The 19,071-nt window shown below is 61.3% G+C and carries 14 protein-coding genes; 9 read left to right on the forward strand and 5 right to left on the reverse strand.

Annotated features, from left to right (window positions below; genetic code table 11):
• Window positions 1–97: 97 nt before the first annotated feature.
• A complete protein-coding gene (locus AC07RO_RS08060) occupies window positions 98–2,266 on the reverse strand; it encodes an HET-C-related protein (RefSeq protein ID WP_495085790.1) in 2,169 nt (722 codons plus the stop codon).
• Window positions 2,267–2,515: 249 nt separating this feature from the next.
• Window positions 2,516–3,232 (reverse strand): SIMPL domain-containing protein, encoded by a 717-nt coding sequence (locus AC07RO_RS08065; protein WP_495085791.1) that lies wholly within the window; start codon window positions 3,230–3,232, stop codon window positions 2,516–2,518.
• A 207-nt stretch (window positions 3,233–3,439) separates the two neighbouring features.
• Here AC07RO_RS08065 and AC07RO_RS08070 point away from each other — a divergent pair, with 207 nt between their 5' ends.
• The 7 genes from AC07RO_RS08070 to garD all read left to right on the forward strand — a co-directional run bounded on the left by AC07RO_RS08070 (window position 3,440) and on the right by garD (window position 12,449).
• Window positions 3,440–4,696: an ATP-binding protein gene (locus AC07RO_RS08070; protein WP_346625629.1), complete on the forward strand. Its 1,257-nt coding sequence runs from the start codon at window positions 3,440–3,442 to the stop codon at window positions 4,694–4,696.
• Complete coding sequence (locus tag AC07RO_RS08075; RefSeq protein WP_065990162.1) at window positions 4,693–5,253, forward strand: response regulator transcription factor; 561 nt, start codon at window positions 4,693–4,695, stop codon at window positions 5,251–5,253. The genes AC07RO_RS08070 and AC07RO_RS08075 overlap by 4 nt, the downstream gene beginning before the upstream one ends.
• Window positions 5,254–5,353: 100 nt before the next feature.
• Window positions 5,354–7,090, forward strand: coding sequence for an ABC transporter ATP-binding protein/permease (locus AC07RO_RS08080; RefSeq protein ID WP_495085792.1), 1,737 nt, complete (start codon window positions 5,354–5,356; stop codon window positions 7,088–7,090).
• A gap of 119 nt (window positions 7,091–7,209) precedes the next feature.
• The gene (locus AC07RO_RS08085) at window positions 7,210–7,959 is read left to right on the forward strand and encodes a FadR/GntR family transcriptional regulator (protein ID WP_133776307.1); all 750 of its coding nucleotides are present in this window, start codon (window positions 7,210–7,212) and stop codon (window positions 7,957–7,959) included.
• A gap of 465 nt (window positions 7,960–8,424) precedes the next feature.
• Window positions 8,425–9,336 carry a 5-dehydro-4-deoxyglucarate dehydratase gene (gene kdgD, locus AC07RO_RS08090; protein ID WP_346625627.1) on the forward strand — a complete coding sequence of 304 codons (912 nt, stop codon included), beginning with the start codon at window positions 8,425–8,427 and terminating at the stop codon, window positions 9,334–9,336.
• A 176-nt stretch (window positions 9,337–9,512) separates the two neighbouring features.
• The gene (locus tag AC07RO_RS08095; protein ID WP_192170686.1) at window positions 9,513–10,883 is read left to right on the forward strand and encodes an MFS transporter; all 1,371 of its coding nucleotides are present in this window, start codon (window positions 9,513–9,515) and stop codon (window positions 10,881–10,883) included.
• A 12-nt stretch (window positions 10,884–10,895) separates the two neighbouring features.
• Complete coding sequence (gene garD / locus AC07RO_RS08100; protein WP_192170687.1) at window positions 10,896–12,449, forward strand: galactarate dehydratase; 1,554 nt, start codon at window positions 10,896–10,898, stop codon at window positions 12,447–12,449.
• 162 nt (window positions 12,450–12,611) lie between these two features.
• Here the strand turns inward: garD and AC07RO_RS08105 are convergent, their stop codons facing one another.
• The 3 genes from AC07RO_RS08105 to cra form a co-directional block, all read right to left on the reverse strand.
• The gene (locus AC07RO_RS08105; RefSeq protein ID WP_192170688.1) at window positions 12,612–13,040 is read right to left on the reverse strand and encodes a low affinity iron permease family protein; all 429 of its coding nucleotides are present in this window, start codon (window positions 13,038–13,040) and stop codon (window positions 12,612–12,614) included.
• 93 nt (window positions 13,041–13,133) lie between these two features.
• Window positions 13,134–13,913 (reverse strand): TatD family hydrolase, encoded by a 780-nt coding sequence (locus tag AC07RO_RS08110; RefSeq protein ID WP_192170689.1) that lies wholly within the window; start codon window positions 13,911–13,913, stop codon window positions 13,134–13,136.
• Window positions 13,914–13,918: 5 nt separating this feature from the next.
• Complete coding sequence (gene cra / locus AC07RO_RS08115) at window positions 13,919–14,914, reverse strand: catabolite repressor/activator (RefSeq protein WP_346625625.1); 996 nt, start codon at window positions 14,912–14,914, stop codon at window positions 13,919–13,921.
• A gap of 352 nt (window positions 14,915–15,266) precedes the next feature.
• On the opposite strand from cra, the gene ptsP reads away from it, so the two are divergent.
• Window positions 15,267–18,128, forward strand: a complete 2,862-nt coding sequence (gene ptsP, locus AC07RO_RS08120; RefSeq protein WP_495085793.1) for a phosphoenolpyruvate--protein phosphotransferase — start codon at window positions 15,267–15,269, stop codon at window positions 18,126–18,128.
• The gene (gene pfkB / locus AC07RO_RS08125; protein WP_495085794.1) at window positions 18,128–19,066 is read left to right on the forward strand and encodes a 1-phosphofructokinase; all 939 of its coding nucleotides are present in this window, start codon (window positions 18,128–18,130) and stop codon (window positions 19,064–19,066) included. The genes ptsP and pfkB overlap by 1 nt, the downstream gene beginning before the upstream one ends.
• Window positions 19,067–19,071: the final 5 nt, after the last annotated feature.

Consider the following 19,071-nt stretch of genomic DNA (forward strand, 5'->3'; position numbering starts at 1 on the left):
TGCGGCACTCATGCCTGAATTCATCGACGGGATGATAGACCGCCAAGAATGCCGCACGGCTCACTTGGGCAACAAGCCACGGAAATTCATAAGCTTATTACTTGATGAACGTTTGCAGCTCTTTCCACCAGGGTGTGCTGGAAACCATTTTCATGAAACCCTGCTCCAGAAAACCCTGCACGCCAGAGGTCTGAGAGGTTTTGCTGTTGAACACGTAGTCCAGATAGCTCTGACTGTTTTTGATGAGGGTGTTCTGGATGGCGCGGAGTTCATCGATCGCCGCTTGCTGGGTTTTGTCCAGCTCGCTCTTCGATTCACTGCGCGCCACTTCCGCCGGATTGCTGCCCGCCCATGCCGTGACGATCGGGTACTGCCACTCGCTGTCGGCGGGATGGCAAAAGAACGCCGATGCGACGGCGACCGGATCGGCGCCAGGTTTTCCTGCCCAGTGATCAACCATGGCCTGCGCGACCTGGCGCACGGCTTCGGTAGCGAGCAGCGCTGCCAGATCGTGAAGAGGGTGCTCGGCGTGGTCCTTGGAGAGTTGCGAGTGGCTCGGCTCCAGAGTCGGATCTATATTCGGGTCACTGCCCAGCAGGGTTTGCGCGTCGTCGACGCTGTTGCCGATCCAGGTCAGAACACCTTGCGCCGCGCTGTTATAGGCGTTCAAGAGAATGCCCGCCGGGGTGTTGATCAGCCAGCGATAGAACTTGAGGGTGTCTACGCCCATTTGCTTCGCAAGCGTCACCAGGCCGTCCCTGGCCGTGAGTAGTGCGTCGAATGCCTTGAAATAGTCCTGATCAGGATGTTCGCTCAGCAACACCAGCATCACTTTATCCCGGTCCGAACGATAACCCGGCTGAGTGAGCTCGAACTCCAGTTCCTGGGTGGAAAAGAGGATTTTGCCCAGCGGCCCCGCCAGACTGGCAATCACGTCGGTGGCCCCGAACGTGCCCGTGACCAAAGGCAGATTCCATTTGACGTGAACAGGCGTTGTCCAGGGCAGAACCCTGACATGCCCGGCCTTGATCAGGCTCAGCTCTGCGAAGTTTGAATGGGCGAACAGGTCTTCGAGCACATGCAGGGCGGCGCCGAAGCTGCGCAGCCCGTCGAGGGAACGGCCTTTGCTCATGGCAAGACGCAGTTCTTGCTCCATGTAGCTCACCGCATTGCCGATGTAGCGCTTCATCGACGTGGCTCGGTCCGCACCCAGGGATGGATCGCCGGGTAGCACCCAGGCTTCAAAGTCGGGATCACGCACCTTCGGGTCCGGGAAGGGCGGATCAGTGACCAGCGGATTGTCGATGTGCTCCGTCGGGCGATAAACGCCGAGCTTTTCGGGCGTGACCTTCATTTCGTTGGGGTAGCGCATCCGCAAATCGACGAATTTTTTAGCGGCCAGCACATCGACGAGGTGGGTCCAGCTTGCGCGAGAGAGGGCCGCTGGAAACTCCTTTGGCATGTCTGCTGCGCGGGTGATCTTGGGATCGACGACCTGGGAGTAATCTCGCAGCCAGTTGCCGAAGTACACGGCGTCTATCTCTACTCGGCTGAAATTGAAATCCCGCAGAACCCACTCGATTGTCTGGTGGGTGCTGCCTTTGGCGTCAGTGCCCGCTTCGAAGGCTTCCCGATCGGAATTGCTGTGGGTTGGCTCGAAGCGCAGATCGGTCGAGGCCAGATAATCGCGAATGGCTTCGCAGGCTTTTTTCCACGACATCGCGTACTGACGGCCGGTGGCTGCACTTTCGGAATACGTGGCAAAGGTCAGTTCGTCCTGGGCCGGACGAGCAGCTTCGGTTATCCACAAGGTGAACAGATGGCCCTCTTCGAACGGCGCATCCGTTGCCACGGGTGCGTTCTCGTCGATCAGCTCATGGCGCAGGACATTGTCGATGTGGTGGCCGAATTCGTGGAGCAGTGCGGTGAGCAGCCACCAGTAGTGCTGTGGGTGGGCAGTGGTGCGGACGAAGAATCCCCAATCGACGCGGATGACGCGCTCGCGGTTGTCGTAGTCCGCTTCGAAACACAGCTCCCAGGCAAGGAGGATCTCAGGGTTTGCCACTTCCCCTGCCAGCAGCTTGTCCTGCAGCTTCGTGTAGAGGTGATGCGGGATGTCGTTGCCGAAGATGTTGCTCATCTCCAGAGCAAAAGAATCTGGCGTGAGTTTTTTGGCCACTTGGGTCAGCAGGTCCAGCGCGAAGCTACTGCGTAACGTGCGGGTGGTCATGTCGACCGGAATGACGGGTTGAGCTTGAAAAGGCATGACTGGATTCTTCCTTGAATCATTAGCTGCGCACGGTCACGCCCCATAGGAGGCGGCCGTCATTGCGCGTTTAGGTTGGGTACTGCCGGGGACAATTCTATGTATTTCAGGCGACGTGAAAATCGGCCGAATCGCCCGGGGACGTAGGAGATAAGGGGCGCACGGATGTGGAAGGGGCCACGGGACAGCGGGATAAAAGCAGGGGCGGGGGAAGGAAAAAGCGGCAGCCCTTGGCTGCCGCCGGGTGCATCAAGGAATAGCGACTTCGATGACGCCGTCTGCCGCGACGCTGACCTGACTGGTGCCGGCCTCGACATCAGGCGTTGGCGCAGCGTCGGCACGGGCGGCCTTCATCATCATGACCGGCGCTCGCAGATAGGGCTGCGGGAAACCGGAGGTGTTCAGGTTCAGATTGACCACCTTGTAGCCAGTGCCGCCCAGTGCGTCAGTCACCAGTTTGGCGCGGGCGCGGAAGGCCGTCACAGCGTCCTTGAGCAGAGCGTCTTCGCTGGTCTTGCGCGCGGGGTTGGAGATCGAGAAGTCCATGCCGCCCATTTTCATGTCGCCGCCCAGCAGGTCGCCGGTCAGCTTGGAGAGGGCAGCGAAGTCTGCGCTTTCCAGACGCAATTCGGCGTGCTCGCGCCAGCCGGTGATCTTCTGGCCTTTGTCGTCGTAGATCGGGTAGCTGTTGCGGCTGCCCTGACGAATGTTGATGTCCTTGACCTGACGCGCTTCGCCCAGGGCCTTGGTCAGGGTTTCAGTGACACCGGCCGCCAGTTTGGCCGGGTCGGTGTTTTGGGATTCGGTGTAGAGCGTGACGGTCATCAGGTCGCGCTGCACTTCCTGGCTGACCTCGGCGCGGACCGAAACCTGGTTGTAGTGAATGTCGTCAGCGAGGGCAGGGGCGCTGGCCAGCGCGAGTGCGCCCAGGGTAAACAATGTGGCAGTGGGGCGAAGGCTGAACATAAAAACTCCTTGTTTGGCGAACCGTCCTGAGGCGCATTGCAAGCCCCCGGCGGACGGATGCCCATGAGACTGTGAACCCGGAGGCTTGTTCCTGCGCCGTCACACACCCGTCAGATGGATGTGGCGCTTTGACGCACTTTGACGGCAACTGTTGTCGCATTGGTTATACTCGCTCCGATTCGCCTGGAGCGCTCATCAGGAGAGCTCATGCTCGCCCCCTTGCAACTGCTTTCCGCCACCCGTCAGAACCTCTGGCGCCTGACGTTCATCCGCATTCTGGTGCTGGGTGCACAGGCGGGCTCGGTGGGGTTCGCCTACCTCTTCGATCTGCTGCCGCTGCCCTGGCTGCAGCTGGACATCACCCTCGGTTTTTCGGCGATCGTCTGCCTGCTGACCGCCATTCGTCTGCGCACCTCATGGCCGGTGACCGAACTCGAATACGCGGTGCAATTGGCGTTCGACCTGTTTATCCACAGCGCGCTGCTGTATTTCTCCGGCGGCTCGACCAACCCGTTCGTTTCTTATTATCTGGTGCCGCTGACCATCGCTGCAGTGACCCTGCCGTGGCGTTATTCGCTGATCCTGTCGGGCATCGCGCTGGCGCTGTACACGCTGATGCTGGCCAAGTTCTTCCCGCTGGATGCGTTTGTGGCCCGCGAGAACATGCAGATCTACGGCATGTGGCTGAGCTTTGCGCTGGCGGCCGGGGTGATCACCTTCTTCGCCGCGCGCATGGCCGAAGAGCTGCGCCGTCAGGAACACATGCGTGCCTTGCGCCGCGAAGAAGGGGCGCGCGATCAGCAACTGTTGGCGGTGGCGACCGAAGCCGCTGGCGCCGCCCATGAACTCGGCACGCCGCTGGCGACCATGAGCGTGCTGCTCAAGGAAATGCAGCAGGACCACAAGGACCCTGCACTGCAGGAAGACCTCTCGGTGCTGCAGGATCAGGTCAAGCTGTGCAAAGAGACGCTGCAGCAACTGGTTCGCGCCGCTGAGGCGAATCGTCGGCTCTCGGTGCAGGAACAGACCGTTACGCACTGGCTCGATCAGGCGCTCAACCGCTGGCACCTGATGCGCCCGGAAGCCACTTACCGTTTTCAACGCCTGGGGCAGGGCGACGTGCCGATGCTGGCGCCGCCGCCGGATCTCACTCAGGCGTTGCTGAACCTGCTCAACAATGCCGCCGATGCCTGCGCCGAAGGGCTCGAGGTGAATCTGGACTGGACCGCCACTGAAATCCGCATCAGCATCCGCGATCATGGCGCCGGTGTACCACTGGCCATCGCCGAGCAGATCGGCAAACCCTTTTTTACCACCAAGGGCAAAGGCTTCGGCCTGGGCCTGTTCTTGAGTAAGGCCAGCGTGACCCGCGCGGGCGGCTCGGTGAAACTCTATCCTCACGAGGAAGGCGGCACGCTTACCGAGCTGCGCCTGCCCCGTGACGCACGAGGAGATGAAGCATGACTGACGAAATCCAGGTTGAAGGCGAAGAACTGCCGCACCTGCTGCTGGTGGACGACGACGCCACTTTCACCCGCGTGATGGCACGGGCCATGGCGCGCCGAGGCTTCCGCGTGAGCACTGCCGGTTCCGCCGACGAGGGCCTGGCCCTCGCACAGCAGGACATTCCGGACTACGCCGCCGTCGACCTGAAAATGGAAGGCGACTCGGGGCTGGTGCTGTTGCCCAAGCTGCTGGAACTGGACCCGGAAATGCGCGTGCTGATCCTGACCGGTTATTCGAGCATCGCCACCGCAGTCGAAGCGATCAAGCGCGGCGCCTGCAACTACCTGTGCAAACCGGCCGATGCCGATGACGTACTGGCAGCGCTGCTGTCCGAACATGCCGATCTGGACACGCTGGTGCCGGAAAATCCGATGTCGGTGGACCGCTTGCAGTGGGAGCACATTCAGCGCGTGTTGACCGAGCACGAAGGCAATATCTCCGCTACGGCGCGGGCGCTGGGCATGCATCGACGCACCTTGCAGCGCAAGTTGCAGAAGCGCCCGGTCCGTCGTTAAGCAGGGACTGCTTTTTAAAGATTTATTCATGGAAGATCGTCTGTGGCGTCTGGCACATTGGCGCCAACGCCTATAACTGCCCGCTGCCGAGCTTTTTGCCATGAATTTTGATGTTGATGAATCCAGGGTCAATGACGCTGTGAACGGGAATTTCTTTTCCCGGGTCTGGAAGCTGGTGACGCCTTACTGGCGCAGCGAAGAAAAAGGCATGGCCTGGGTGCTGCTGGTCGCAGTGATTGTGCTGTCGCTGTTCAGCGTGTTCATTTCGGTGTTGGTCAACAGCTGGTACCGCGACTTCTACAACGCGCTGCAGAATAAGGACCTGGGGGCCTTCACCCATCTCATCCTCTACTTCTGCGGCATTGCCGCCATCGCCATTCTCGGCGCGGTGTATCGCCTCTATCTGACCCAGATGCTGACTATCCGCTGGCGTCGCTGGCTGACCGAACAGCATTTCGCCAAATGGCTCGCGCACAAGAATTACTATCGGCTGGAGCAGGGCGGTTACACCGATAACCCTGACCAGCGTCTGTCCGAAGACCTCAATAACTTCACGTCCGATACCCTCAGCCTGAGCTTGGGCCTGCTGCGCACCGTGGTCAGTCTGGTGTCGTTCTCGGTGATTCTGTGGGGTGTGTCCGGCAGCATTGAGCTGTTCGGCATCACCATTCCGGGCTACATGTTCTGGGCCGCACTTATTTACGCGGCGGTTGGCAGCTTGCTGACTCACCTGATTGGCAAACGCCTGATCGTGCTGAGCAACCAGCAACAGCGTTACGAAGCCGACATGCGTTTCTCGCTGGTGCGCGTTCGCGAGAACGCCGAAAGCATCGCCCTGTCCGACGGCGAGGCCAACGAAAATCAGCGCCTGAGCGCGCGTTTCGGCATGGTCTGGAGTAACTTCTGGACGATCATGAAGGTGCAGAAGCGCCTGACGTTCTTCACCGCCGGTTACTCGCAGATCGCCATCGTTTTCGCCTTTGTCGTGGCCGCGCCGCGTTACTTCGCCGGCAAGATCGAACTGGGCGAGCTGATGCAGATCAACTCGGCGTTCGGCAATGTGCAGGAGAACTTCAGCTGGTTCATCGACGCGTACACCCAACTGGCGTCGTGGCGCGCCACCTGTGATCGTCTGCTCAGCTTCCGTCAGGCCATGGACGAAAACGAAGCGCGCGTGCCGGCCATCCAGGTCAGTCATGAAAGCAACGCCTTGCAGCTTGAAGGCCTGGCGCTATCCCTCGCAGGCGGTCGCCAGCTCCTGAACAACGCAAACATCAGCATTGCAGCAGGTGAGAAGGTCATGCTCAGCGGCCGCTCCGGCAGTGGCAAAAGTACGCTGCTGCGGGCGATGGGCGGGTTGTGGAAAGAGGGCCATGGTGCGGTGAAATTACCGGCCAAACGCGCGTTTTTCCTGCCGCAAAAACCGTATCTGCCGATCGGCACGCTGCGGGAGGCGTTGAGTTATCCCCAGGCGCCCGAGGTCTATCCTGTCGAGCGCTTTGCCCAAGTGTTGGAAACCTGCCGCCTGGGTCATCTGATTCCGCGACTGGACGAGAGCGAGCATTGGCAGCGCATGCTGTCGCCGGGCGAGCAACAACGGGTGGCGTTCGCCCGCGCGCTGCTGTTCGCGCCGGACTGGTTGTACTTGGATGAAGCCACATCAGCGATGGACGAAGAGGATGAAGCCGCGTTGTATCAGGCGTTGCTGGACGAGTTGCCGGGCGTGACCTTGCTCAGCATCGGCCACCGCAGCAGCCTAAAGCGCTTCCATCGTCGTCACGTGCGCATTGACGGTGGCCAGTTGCACGAGCAGCCGCTAACCGAAACGGCACTTTGAGCGTAGAGTGCTGAAGCGATAAAGTGTCGTAACCAGGCGCCTCGCCGGGGTTATTGTGTGATCACACAACCCGGTGAGCTATCATCAGCGTTCAGCGTATTTAGAGATGCATGTTGGATATGGAAAATCAGAGCGCTCCGCCTCGCGCCCGCCGAAAGCACCGCAGTCTCGCGCAGGAGTTGGTTACCGAACTCTCCGAGCGCATCCGCACCGGCGGACTCAAGCGCGGCGATAAGTTGCCCACCGAGTCCGCCATCATGGAAGAGCAGGGTGTCAGCCGTACCGTCGTACGTGAAGCCATCTCGCGCTTGCAGGCCTCCGGGCTGGTGGAGACCCGGCACGGCATCGGCACTTTTGTCCTCGACACGCCAAGCCCGAGCGGTTTCCGTATCGACCCGGCGACCATCGTCACCCTGCGCGACGTCCTGGCGATTCTTGAGCTGCGCATCAGTCTTGAGGTCGAGTCGGCCGGCCTGGCTGCTCAACGCCGATCCGCCGAACAACTGGCGGACATGCGCGCCGCCCTCGATGCTCTCAACGAAAGCGCGGCCCATGCCAGCGACGCTGTCGGCGCCGATTTCCAGTTCCACATGGCAATTGCTCTGTCGACCGGCAACCGCTACTTCACCGACATCATGAATCACCTGGGCACGAGCATCATTCCCCGTACCCGGCTGAACTCCGCGCGCCTCGCTCATGATGACAACCAGCATTACATGAGCCGCCTGAGCCGCGAGCACGAGGAAATCTACGACGCCATCGCGCGCCAGGACTCCGACGCCGCCCGCGCTGCCATGCGCCTGCACCTGACCAACAGCCGCGAACGACTGCGCCATGCCCATGAAGAGGCTGAATCGCAGAGGGCTTGAGGTGGATTGTTTGAAAGGGCATGGCGTAGCTGCGCTGCCCTTGATTGAAGCGGTTGCGGGGATTGGTTAATAGCCTTGGGATTGCCCCTTTGCCCCATCGCCCCGGTCCGGAGGCAGATGCAATTGTTGTGGCAAACACTGTCAGTGTGGGAGTGAGCTTGCTCACGAAGACGGCATTTCAGGCTCTGCAGATGTACCGGATGTAAGGGCCTCTTCGTCCGGATGCGGCCCAGACCAAGCTCGCTCCCACAGGGTCGTGCAATCTGCGACTACGCAATACCACCACCTGACTGTCGCCACCTCCGCCAAATCTCGCCCTCCCTCAAATCCACCACTCATCCTCACCCGTCATAAATATTTCAAAACGCTATTGAGTGATCCCACTCCCAGTTGTACGATGACTTACGACATCAGCGCAGGACTGGTGCTTCATCCACAAAAATAGCTCCCCAGGGTGTTCGAATAATGAATCCACAAGAACTGAAGTCCATCCTCTCTCACGGTCTGCTTTCCTTCCCCGTTACCGATTTCAATGCCCAGGGCGACTTCCACCGCGCTGGCTACATCAAGCGTCTGGAATGGCTCGCTCCGTACGGCGCCTCCGCGCTGTTCGCCGCTGGCGGCACAGGTGAGTTCTTCTCCCTGACCGGCGACGAATACTCCGAGATCATCAAGACTGCCGTCGACACCTGCGAAACCAGCGTGCCGATTCTGGCTGGCGTCGGTGGTCCGACCCGCCAGGCGATTCAGATGGCTCAAGAAGCCGAGCGTCTGGGTGCCAAAGGCCTGCTGCTGTTGCCTCACTACCTGACCGAAGCCAGCCAGGACGGCGTTGCCCTCCACGTTGAAGCGGTCTGCAAATCGGTCAAGATCGGCGTTGTCGTCTACAACCGTAACGTCTGCCGCCTGACGCCTGCGCTGCTGGAACAGCTGGCCGAGCGCTGCCCGAACCTGATCGGCTACAAAGACGGCCTGGGCGATATCGAACTGATGGTTTCGATCCGCCGTCGTCTGGGCGACCGCTTCTCGTACCTGGGCGGCCTGCCGACCGCTGAAGTCTACGCCGCCGCCTACAAGGCGCTGGGCGTGCCGGTTTACTCGTCGGCGGTGTTCAACTTCCTGCCGAAAATGGCCATGGACTTCTACCACGCCATCGCCAAAGACGATCACCAGACCGTCGGCAAGCTGATCGACGATTTCTTCCTGCCGTACCTCGACATCCGTAACCGCAAACACGGCTACGCCGTGAGCATCGTCAAGGCGGGCGCCAAGCTTGCCGGTTACGACGCAGGTCCGGTCCGCGCGCCGCTGACTGATCTGACGTCGGACGAAGTCGACATGCTGGCTGCTCTGATGGACAAGCAGGGCAAACAGTAACTGCCCAGTTGCCGCAAAACCGCTGAGCGATCAGCGGTTTTTTGCCCTCGGGGCTTTGCTAACGGATACCTGGCAGGACAGCTTCACATCGCATCTGTTTTAGGGGCAGGGGCGAGCAGCACACACACATAAGATCGTTTACCCGCACAAAAAAATAATTAGTGGGAGTTTCGAACATGCTGAAAACCAAGCCGACCCACGTCCGCTATTTGATCTTGCTCATGCTGTTTTTGGTGACCACGATCAACTACGCCGACCGTGCAACCATCGCCATCGCGGGCTCCAGCCTGCAGAAAAGCCTCGGCATCGACGCCGTCACCCTCGGTTTTATTTTCTCCGCATTTGGTTGGGCCTACGTCGCCGGCCAGATCCCCGGCGGCTGGCTTCTGGACCGCTACGGTTCCAAGAAAGTCTATGCAATGAGCATCTTCACCTGGTCGCTGTTCACCGTGCTGCAAGGTTACGTCGGTGAATTCGGTCTCTCGACCGCCATCTTCCTGCTGTTCGCGCTGCGCTTCATGGTCGGCCTCGCCGAAGCACCGTCGTTCCCCGGCAACGCCCGTATCGTGGCGGCCTGGTTCCCGACGTCCGAACGCGGCACGGCCTCGGCGATCTTCAACTCGGCGCAATACTTCGCTACCGTTCTGTTTGCTCCGATCATGGGCTGGATCGTCTACACCTTCGGCTGGCAGCACGTGTTCGTCGTGATGGGCAGCATCGGCATCCTGTTCTCGCTGATCTGGCTGAAAGTTATCCACAGCCCGCGCAACCACCCGAACATCAACAAGGAAGAGTTCGATCACATCGCCAACAACGGCGGCATGGTCGATATGGATCAGGACAAGGGCAAAGGCTCGGCCAGCGGTCCGAAATGGGACTACGTACGCCAGTTGCTGACCAACCGCATGATGCTCGGCATTTACCTGGCTCAATACTGCATCAACGGCATCACCTACTTCTTCCTGACCTGGTTCCCGGTGTACCTGGTTCAAGAACGCGGCATGACCATCCTGAAAGCGGGCTTCATCGCTTCGCTGCCGGCCATCTGCGGGTTTATCGGCGGCGTACTCGGCGGGATCATCTCCGATTACCTGCTGCGCAAAGGCCACTCGCTGACCTTCGCACGCAAGGCGCCGATCATTGGTGGTTTGCTGCTGTCGACGTCCATCGTCACGTGCAACTACGTCGACATCGAATGGGTCGTCGTGGGCTTCATGGCACTGGCCTTCTTCGGCAAGGGCGTGGGCGCATTGGGCTGGGCGGTCATGTCCGACGCATCGCCGAAACAAATCGCCGGTTTGAGCGGCGGTCTGTTCAACATGTTCGGTAACATCGCTTCCATCACCACGCCGATCGTCATTGGCTACATCATCAGCACCACCGGCTCGTTCAAATGGGCCCTGGTGTTCGTCGGCGCCAACGCGCTGGTGGCGGTGATCAGCTACATCTTCATCGTCGGTGAAATCAAACGCGTAGAACTCAAGGAAACCCCAACGAAGGGTGCCTTGCCGGCCAGTGAAGCCGAGCTTTCTCAAGCGAAACTCTGAGGAAAAACCGTGATGAACTTGATCCAACATGCCGACTCGCCGCGTTACATTCGCTTGCATGCGCTTGATAACGTCGTCGTCGTGGTCAATGACCAGGGCGTTCCGGCGGGGACTGAATTCGATAACGGTCTGGTGACCGTCGACAACGTGCCGCAGAGCCACAAGGTGAACACCGTGGACATCGCCGAAGGGGAGCCGATCATTCGTTACGGCCACACCATCGGCTATGCACTGCAGCCGATCCCGAAGGGCAGTTGGGTCAAGGAAGATCAGCTGCGCATGCCGTCGGCGCCGGCGCTGGACAGTCTGCCGATGTCTGACGCGGTGCCGGTCAGGGGCGAGCCGCTGGAAGGCTTCACCTTCGAAGGTTATCGCAACGCCGACGGCACCGTCGGCACGCGCAATATCCTGGGGATCACAACGACCGTTCAGTGCGTGACGGGGGTTCTGGATTTCGCCGTCAAGCGCATCCGCGAGGAACTGCTGCCCAAGTACCCGAACGTCGATGACGTGGTGGCGCTGACCCACAGCTACGGCTGCGGCGTCGCTATCACCGCCAAGGACGCGTACATCCCGATTCGCACCGTGCGCAATCTGGCGCGCAACCCGAACCTGGGGGGCGAGGCGCTGGTGATCAGCCTTGGCTGCGAGAAGTTGCAGGCCGATCAGGTCATGCACAGCGACGACGCCTCGGTTGATCTGAGCGAGCCGTGGCTGTATCGCCTGCAGGATTCCAAACACGGCTTCAACGAAATGATCGAGCAGATCATGGAATTGGCCGAGACGCGTTTGAAGAAGCTCGACCAGCGTCGCCGCGAAACCGTGCCGGCGTCGGAATTGATTCTGGGCATGCAGTGCGGCGGCAGTGATGCATTTTCCGGCATCACCGCCAACCCGGCACTGGGTTATGCGTCGGACCTGCTGCTGCGCGCGGGCGCTACCGTGATGTTCTCAGAAGTGACCGAAGTGCGTGACGCGATCTACCTGCTGACCTCCCGCGCGGAAAACATGGAAGTCGCTGAAGGCCTGGTTCGGGAAATGGACTGGTACGACCGTTATCTGGCCAAGGGCGAAGCGGACCGCAGCGCCAACACCACGCCGGGGAACAAGAAGGGCGGGCTGTCGAACATCGTCGAGAAGTCCCTCGGGTCGATCGTCAAATCCGGCAGCAGCGCGATCAACGGGGTGCTTGGCCCTGGTGAGCGTGTGACGCGCAAAGGCCTGATCTTCTGCGCGACGCCGGCAAGCGATTTTGTCTGCGGGACGCTGCAACTGGCGGCCGGGATGAACCTGCACGTGTTCACCACTGGACGCGGCACGCCGTATGGTCTGGCGATGTCACCGGTGGTGAAAGTGTCGACCCGCACCGAGCTGGCACAGCGCTGGCCCGATCTGATCGATGTTGATGCCGGGCGCATTGCAACCGGGCGCGCCAGCATCGAGGACCTGGGATGGGAGCTTTTTCACTTCTACCTCGACGTCGCCAGCGGAAAGAAGACGACCTGGACCGAGAAGTATCGTCTGCACAACGACATCACCCTGTTCAACCCGGCGCCGATCACATAAGCCGGAATTCAGCCCTCTACCAGCCGGGTTTAGTAGTCCGGCTGGTGCATGGTCCATGTGGGAGTGGTCGTGTCGCCACAGGTTTCTGCGTCGTACTCAGCGCCCTGTGGGAGCGAGCTTGCTCGCGAGTACGTCACTTCTGCCGCTGAAGAGTCAAAGGCATCAGCGGCTAGTCACCAACCCCGCTTTCTCTTCACCCGCCTCAGGCTCCGGTTCCGGAAACGCCTCGGTGTGATCAAACTCCACGCCTTCGCCCATCGCCTTGTATTTCTTGCGCAGCGCGTGCAATTCCTTCTGATCAAGATTATCCAGACTCAGCACGGCGTTCTGCGCGTCTTTCGTCACGCGCAGCAGTTCGTCGATCTTGATATGCATCTCATCGGTGTCGCGGTTCTGGGTGTTCTGAATCAGAAAAACCATCAGGAAGGTAATGATGGTGGTGGACGTGTTGATGATCAGCTGCCAAGTGTCGTTGTAGTGGAAGAATGGCCCGGTCACGGCCCACACACAGATCAGCGCAATCGCCACGAGGAAGGTTCGTGGGCTGCCGGACCACTGCGACAAGGCCTGCGCGAACTTCGAGAATTTCATTAACGGGTTTCCTTAGTTAACCAAGAGAGATACCCAAGGGACCACGCTAAGTCTTTGAAATTTCTTATCGCAACATGAAATCGGCGACAGGTTTCAGTCCCAGCCGAACACTTCACACGCGTTGGCGGTGCTCGCTGCGGCCAGTTTGTTCGCAGGGATTTTCATCAGTTCGGCGATGGCCGCGCATATATCGGGAAGGTGCTCGGGGCTGTTGCGCATGCCCGGAAACATCGCAGGCGCCATGTCCGGGGAATCGGTTTCCAGCACAATGCTTTCGAGCGGCAACTCGGCGATCACCCGGTGCATGCGCAAGGCCTGCGGCCAGGTCGCTGCACCGCCCAGCCCCAGCTTGTAACCCAGCTTGATGTATTCGCGGGCTTCCTCGCGGCTGCCGGCGAAAGCGTGAACGATGCCGCGGCGCTTGAGTTTGAAACGCTTGAGCGCTGCGATGGTGTCGGCATGGCTGCGGCGCACGTGGAGCAGGGGAGGGAGGTTAAAGTCGGCGGCCAGCTGCAACTGCTGGTCGAGCAAGGTCTGTTGTGGCGGGCGGTCCAGGGATTCGATGTAGTAATCCAGACCGATCTCGCCCACGGCGCACAGCTTGGGATGCCCGGCCAGACGGGTCAGCCAGTCGCGCAATTGCTGCACATGCTCGGGCTGATGCTCTTCCAGGAACACCGGGTGCAAGCCCAGCGCGGCGTACACCGAAGGTTCGCTGAGCGCCAGATCCCACACTCGCTGCAGATTGCGCTGATAGACGCCCAACACCACGATGCGCTCCACCCCAAGCTGCCGGCTGTTGGCGAGGACGTCGTCGCGGTCGGCGTCGAAATCGTCGAAATCCAGGTGCGTGTGGGTGTCGATCAGTCGCACGTTGCTTACGCCTCGTGAATCCGCTGTTTGAATGTCCGCACGATGGCATGCACGCCCGGTTCGTACTGATCCTGCTCAATGGCCGACAACGCCAGCGCGAGGGCTTTCTCGGCGATCAAAGGGTGCTGCTGAGCCATGGCATTGACTGGCAACGGCAGGAAATCCAGCAACTGCGTGTCACCGAACGTGCCCAGGTGAAGTTGGTCCGGATTCAGGCGGCGCTGGTGCAGCAGGTCGAACACCCCTTGCAGCAGGACGTAGGACGTGGTGATCAGCGCATCGGGGAAATACCCCAGGCGATCAAACATGTCGCTGGCCAGTCGCAGGCCGCAATCACGGCTGAACGCGTCGCCGTGTTCGATGATCACCGAGCCTTCGAAACCCTCCAGCGCGTCTTCAAAGCCGCTGGCCCGCGCCTTACTGACGCTCAGTTCGGGCTGCGCGCCGATCAGGGCGATGTGCCGGGGGTTGATCTCCAGCAGGCTGCGGGTCAGCTGCTGGCTGGCGTCGTGGTCGTCGCTGACCACCGAGCAGAAGTACGCCGGGTCCATCTCCCGGTCGATGGCGATGACCGGCGTTCCTTGCTGCTGCAGCGCCCGGTAGCTGTCATCGCTGGCCGGCAGGCAACTGGCGACGAACAGCGCATCGCAGCGTCGCGCGCGAAACAGCTGCAACAACTGCAACTCGCTGATGGGATCGTCGTCAGAACTGGCGATCAGCAGCTGGTAGCCGCGCGCGCGGGCGCCCTGTTCCAGTTGCTTGGCAATGCGCGCGTAACTGGGGTTTTCCAGGTCGGGCAGGATGAAGCCGAGGGTTCGGGTATGCCGGCTGCGCAACCCGGCGGCCTGCGGGTTGGGCCGGAAGCCGTGGGCGTCGACCACCGCGCGCACACGCTCGACCGTCGCGCTGCTGATGCGTTGCTGTTCGGCCTTGCCGTTGATCACGTAGCTGGCCGTGGTCACAGAAACACCGGCCAGACGCGCAATATCACTGAGTTTCAAGCCGGGCATCCTTTCGTGATGGGAAGCAGAAGTGAGAGCTGAACTACCGTGGCAGGGATTTTCACCGATTAACAGCCATCATGACAGCAGACCGTCGTCTTGTAGGAAGCATGTAGCCCGCTTGGGATGTTTCCTACACGATTCGACCGGATGAGCTTCAAACCGCCGGGATTATCAAGTAACGTGCGCGACACTTCAGATTAAACGATTCAGCAGGCCTGTTTATGGCACTTTTTGCCCAATCGCACCTCTGAATGCCGCATTCAATATTCGCAAACCGTCAGTCATCGGTGTCTACGACCGGTCCTACAACAAGAATCTGGCGCGACCCCGCGCAGCACAGGAGAACGCAATGCTCGAGCTGACCATAGAGCAAATTTCCATGGACCAGTCGGCGGTGGACAAGCCCGCCGCGTTGCAACTGCTGGCTGACTTGCTCGTCGCTGACGGCCTGGTGGCTGCCGGCTACCTTGCAGGCTTGCAGGCGCGCGAGCAACAGGGCTCGACCTTTCTGGGGCAGGGCATCGCCATTCCCCACGGCACGCCACAGACCCGCGACCAGGTGTTCGCCACCGGCGTGCGCCTGATGCAATTCCCCGAAGGCGTGGACTGGGGCGACGGGCAGATGGTGTATCTGGCCATTGGCATCGCCGCCAAGTCTGACGAGCACCTGCGTTTGCTCCAGCTGCTGACCCGCGCCCTCGGTGAGAACGACTTGGGCGAAGCGCTGCGTCAGGCCAAGGACCCCGAGTCGCTGCTCAAACTGCTGCAAGGCGCGCCGCAGGAACTGGCCCTCGATGCGCAGATGATCAGCCTGGGCGTCATGGTCGATGATTTCGAAGAACTGGTCTGGCGCGGCGCGCGTCTGCTGCGCAAGGCCGAGTGCGTGAACAACGGCTTCGCGGCGGTCCTGCAGCAGGTCGAGCCGCTGCCATTGGGCGAAGGCCTCTGGTGGCTGCACAGCGAGCAGATGGTCAACAAGCCCGGCCTGGCCTTCGTCACCCCGGACAAGCCGATGAGGCATCTGGGTCAGTCGCTGACAGGGCTGTTTTGCCTCGCCAGTCTGGGCGAATCACACCAGGCGTTGCTTGAACGCCTGTGCTCGTTGCTGATCGAAGGCCGCGGCCACGAACTGGGCAAGGCCACCAGCAGCCGCGCCGTGCTCCAGGCGTTGGGCGGCGAAGTGCCGCCAGACTGGCCGAGCGAGCGCGTAACCCTGGCCAATGCCCACGGCCTGCACGCGCGGCCGGCGAAAATCCTCGCGCAGTTGGCCAAAGGCTTCGACGGCGACATCCGCGTGCGCATTGTCGACGGCACCGAGAATCCTGTGTCCGCCAAGAGCCTGAGCAAGCTGCTGAGCCTCGGCGTGCAGCGCGGTCAGTCCCTTGAGTTCATTGCCGAGCCGACCATTGCCGCCGATGCCTTGCCTGCGTTGATCGCTGCGGTGCTCGAAGGCCTGGGCGAAGAAATCGAGCCGTTGCCGACCCACAGCGAATCCGCGCCAGCTCCGGCGATCGTTGAGAAAACCCTCAGCGCGCCCGTTGCTGGCGCTCAGATTCAGGCCGTTCCTGCGGCGCCCGGCATCGCTTTCGGCCCGGCCCACGTGCAGGTTCTGCCGGTGATCGATTACCCGATGCAGGGCGAGTCCCAAAGCGTCGAACACGAACGCCTGCACAGTGCGCTGGCGCAGGTGCGCATTGATATCGAGCAGTTGATCGAGCGCAGCACGGCGAAGGCCATTCGCGAGATTTTCGTCACCCACCAGGAAATGCTCGCCGACCCCGAACTGGTCGACGAAGTGGCCCAGCGCTTGAAGCAAGGCGAGAGCGCGGCAGCGGCGTGGATGAACGTAATCGAGGCCGCCGCCCGTCAGCAGGAACAGCTGAAAGATGCGCTGCTGGCCGAACGTGCCGCTGACCTGCGGGATGTCGGTCGCCGCGTGCTGGCGCAGATCTGCGGTGTCGAGGATCTGGTTGAGCCTGAAGAACCGTACATTCTGGTGATGGATGAAGTCGGGCCGTCCGACGTCGCGCGTCTGGACCCTGCGCGCGTCGCCGGGATTCTCACCGCGCGCGGCGGCGCCACGGCCCACAGCGCCATCGTTGCCCGGGCGTTGGGCATCCCGGCGCTGGTCGGTGCCGGCGATGCCGTGTTGCTGATCAAATCCGGCACGCAGTTGTTGATCGACGGCCAGCGCGGGCGTCTCGACGTCGCGCCAGGCGAAGCAACCCTGCAGCGCGCCTTGCAGGACCGCGACACCCGCGAGCAACGCCTCAAGGCTGCGGCTGCGCTGCGCATGGAGCCTGCGATCACCCAGGACGGCCACGCCGTTGAGGTGTTCGCCAACATCGGTGACAGCGCCGGTACGCCGGCCGCGGTGGAGCAGGGCGCCGAAGGGATTGGCCTGCTGCGCACCGAATTGCTGTTCATGGCGCACAGTTCTGCGCCCGATGAAGCGACCCAGGAAGCTGAATACCGTCGCGTGCTCAAAGACCTCGACGGCCGCCCGCTGGTGGTTCGCACCCTCGACGTCGGCGGCGACAAACCGCTGCCGTATTGGCCCATCGATAAAGAAGAAAACCCGTTTCTCGGCGTGCGCGGCATTCGCCTGACCTTGCAGCGCCCGGACATCATGGAAAGCCAGCTGCGCGCGTTGCTGCGTGCGGCGGACAATCGCCCGCTGCGCATCATGTTCCCGATGGTCGGCACCGTTGAAGAATGGCGTCAGGCCCGGGACATGACCGAGCGTCTACGGCTGGAGATCCCGGTGGCCGATCTGCAACTGGGCATCATGATCGAAGTACCGTCGGCGGCGCTGCTGGCGCCGGTGCTGGCCAAGGAAGTGGACTTCTTCAGCGTCGGCACCAACGACCTGACCCAGTACACGATGGCGATCGACCGCGGTCACCCGACCCTGTCCGCCCAGGCCGATGGCCTGCACCCGGCGGTGTTGCAACTGATCGACATCACCGTGCGCGCGGCCCATGCCAACGGCAAATGGGTAGGCGTCTGCGGCGAACTGGCCGCCGACCCGCTGGCCGTGCCGGTGCTGGTCGGCCTGGGTGTGGATGAATTGAGCGTCTCGGCGCGGAGCATCGGCGAAGTCAAAGCCTGCGTCCGTGAATTGAATCTGATCGAAGCCCGAAAACTTGCGCAGGCGGCCCTGGCCGTTGGCAGCGCGGCAGACGTGCGAGCCTTGGTGGAGGGGCTGTAATGGCGAAAATACTGACATTGACCATGAACCCGGCGCTGGACCTGACCGTGCAGTTGGGCCCCTTGCAGATCGGCCAGGTCAACCGCAGCGACGCCATGCTCAGCCACGCGGCGGGTAAGGGCATCAACGTCGCTCAGGTGCTGGCTGACTTGGGCCACGAGCTGACCGTTGCCGGCTTCCTCGGCGTGGATAACCAGCAGCCGTTTGAAACCCTGTTCGCCAAGCGCGGCTTCGTCGATGAGTTCGTGCGGGTGCCGGGTGAGACGCGCAGCAACATCAAACTGGCCGAAAGCAGCGGGCGCATTACCGACCTCAACGGCCCAGGCCCCGAAGTCAGCGCCCAGGCGCAACAGGCGCTGGCCGCTCGGGTTGAGCAGATCGCGGCAGGTTTTGATGCGGTGGTCGTGGCTGGCAGTCTGCCCCGTGGTGTGAGCGCGCAGTGGCTGAAAAAGCTGTTGCTTCGCCTCAACGCGATGGGCCTGAAAGTGGCGCTGGACACGAGTGGTGAAGCCTTGCGCGCCGGGCTCGAAGCGTCGCCGTGGATGATCAAACCCAACACCGAAGAACTGGCCGACGCCCTCGATGCGCCGATCATTTCCATTGACGCTCAAGCGCAAGCGGCGGCGGACCTGCGCCAGCGCGGCATTGAGCACGTGGTGATTTCCCAGGGCTCGGAAGGCGTTCACTGGTTCAGTGCCGACGTGGCGCTGCAGGCGCTGCCGCCCAAGGTCACGGTCGCCAGCACGGTCGGCGCGGGTGATTCGCTGCTGGCCGGGATGGTTCACGGTTTGCTCTGCGGGCACAAACCCGAGCAAACCCTGCGCACCGCCACGGCCATTGCGGCCATGGCCGTCACTCAGATCGGCTTCGGCATCAATGATCCGGCGCAATTGAAACGTCTGGAAAGCGGCGTCAACGTCCGCGTCCTGACGGCATAACAAGA

The sequence above is a fragment of the Pseudomonas sp. GW821-FHT07F05 genome (assembly GCF_059418765.1).

Coding starts and splice junctions, on each gene's coding strand:
- AC07RO_RS08060 (WP_495085790.1), bottom strand. CDS start 2,266: ATGCCTTTTCAAGCTCAACCCGTCATTCCGGTCGACATGACCACCCGC.
- AC07RO_RS08065 (WP_495085791.1), bottom strand. CDS start 3,232: ATGTTCAGCCTTCGCCCCACTGCCACATTGTTTACCCTGGGCGCACTC.
- AC07RO_RS08070 (WP_346625629.1), top strand. CDS start 3,440: ATGCTCGCCCCCTTGCAACTGCTTTCCGCCACCCGTCAGAACCTCTGG.
- AC07RO_RS08075 (WP_065990162.1), top strand. CDS start 4,693: ATGACTGACGAAATCCAGGTTGAAGGCGAAGAACTGCCGCACCTGCTG.
- AC07RO_RS08080 (WP_495085792.1), top strand. CDS start 5,354: ATGAATTTTGATGTTGATGAATCCAGGGTCAATGACGCTGTGAACGGG.
- AC07RO_RS08085 (WP_133776307.1), top strand. CDS start 7,210: ATGGAAAATCAGAGCGCTCCGCCTCGCGCCCGCCGAAAGCACCGCAGT.
- kdgD (WP_346625627.1), top strand. CDS start 8,425: ATGAATCCACAAGAACTGAAGTCCATCCTCTCTCACGGTCTGCTTTCC.
- AC07RO_RS08095 (WP_192170686.1), top strand. CDS start 9,513: ATGCTGAAAACCAAGCCGACCCACGTCCGCTATTTGATCTTGCTCATG.
- garD (WP_192170687.1), top strand. CDS start 10,896: ATGAACTTGATCCAACATGCCGACTCGCCGCGTTACATTCGCTTGCAT.
- AC07RO_RS08105 (WP_192170688.1), bottom strand. CDS start 13,040: ATGAAATTCTCGAAGTTCGCGCAGGCCTTGTCGCAGTGGTCCGGCAGC.
- ptsP (WP_495085793.1), top strand. CDS start 15,267: ATGCTCGAGCTGACCATAGAGCAAATTTCCATGGACCAGTCGGCGGTG.
- pfkB (WP_495085794.1), top strand. CDS start 18,128: ATGGCGAAAATACTGACATTGACCATGAACCCGGCGCTGGACCTGACC.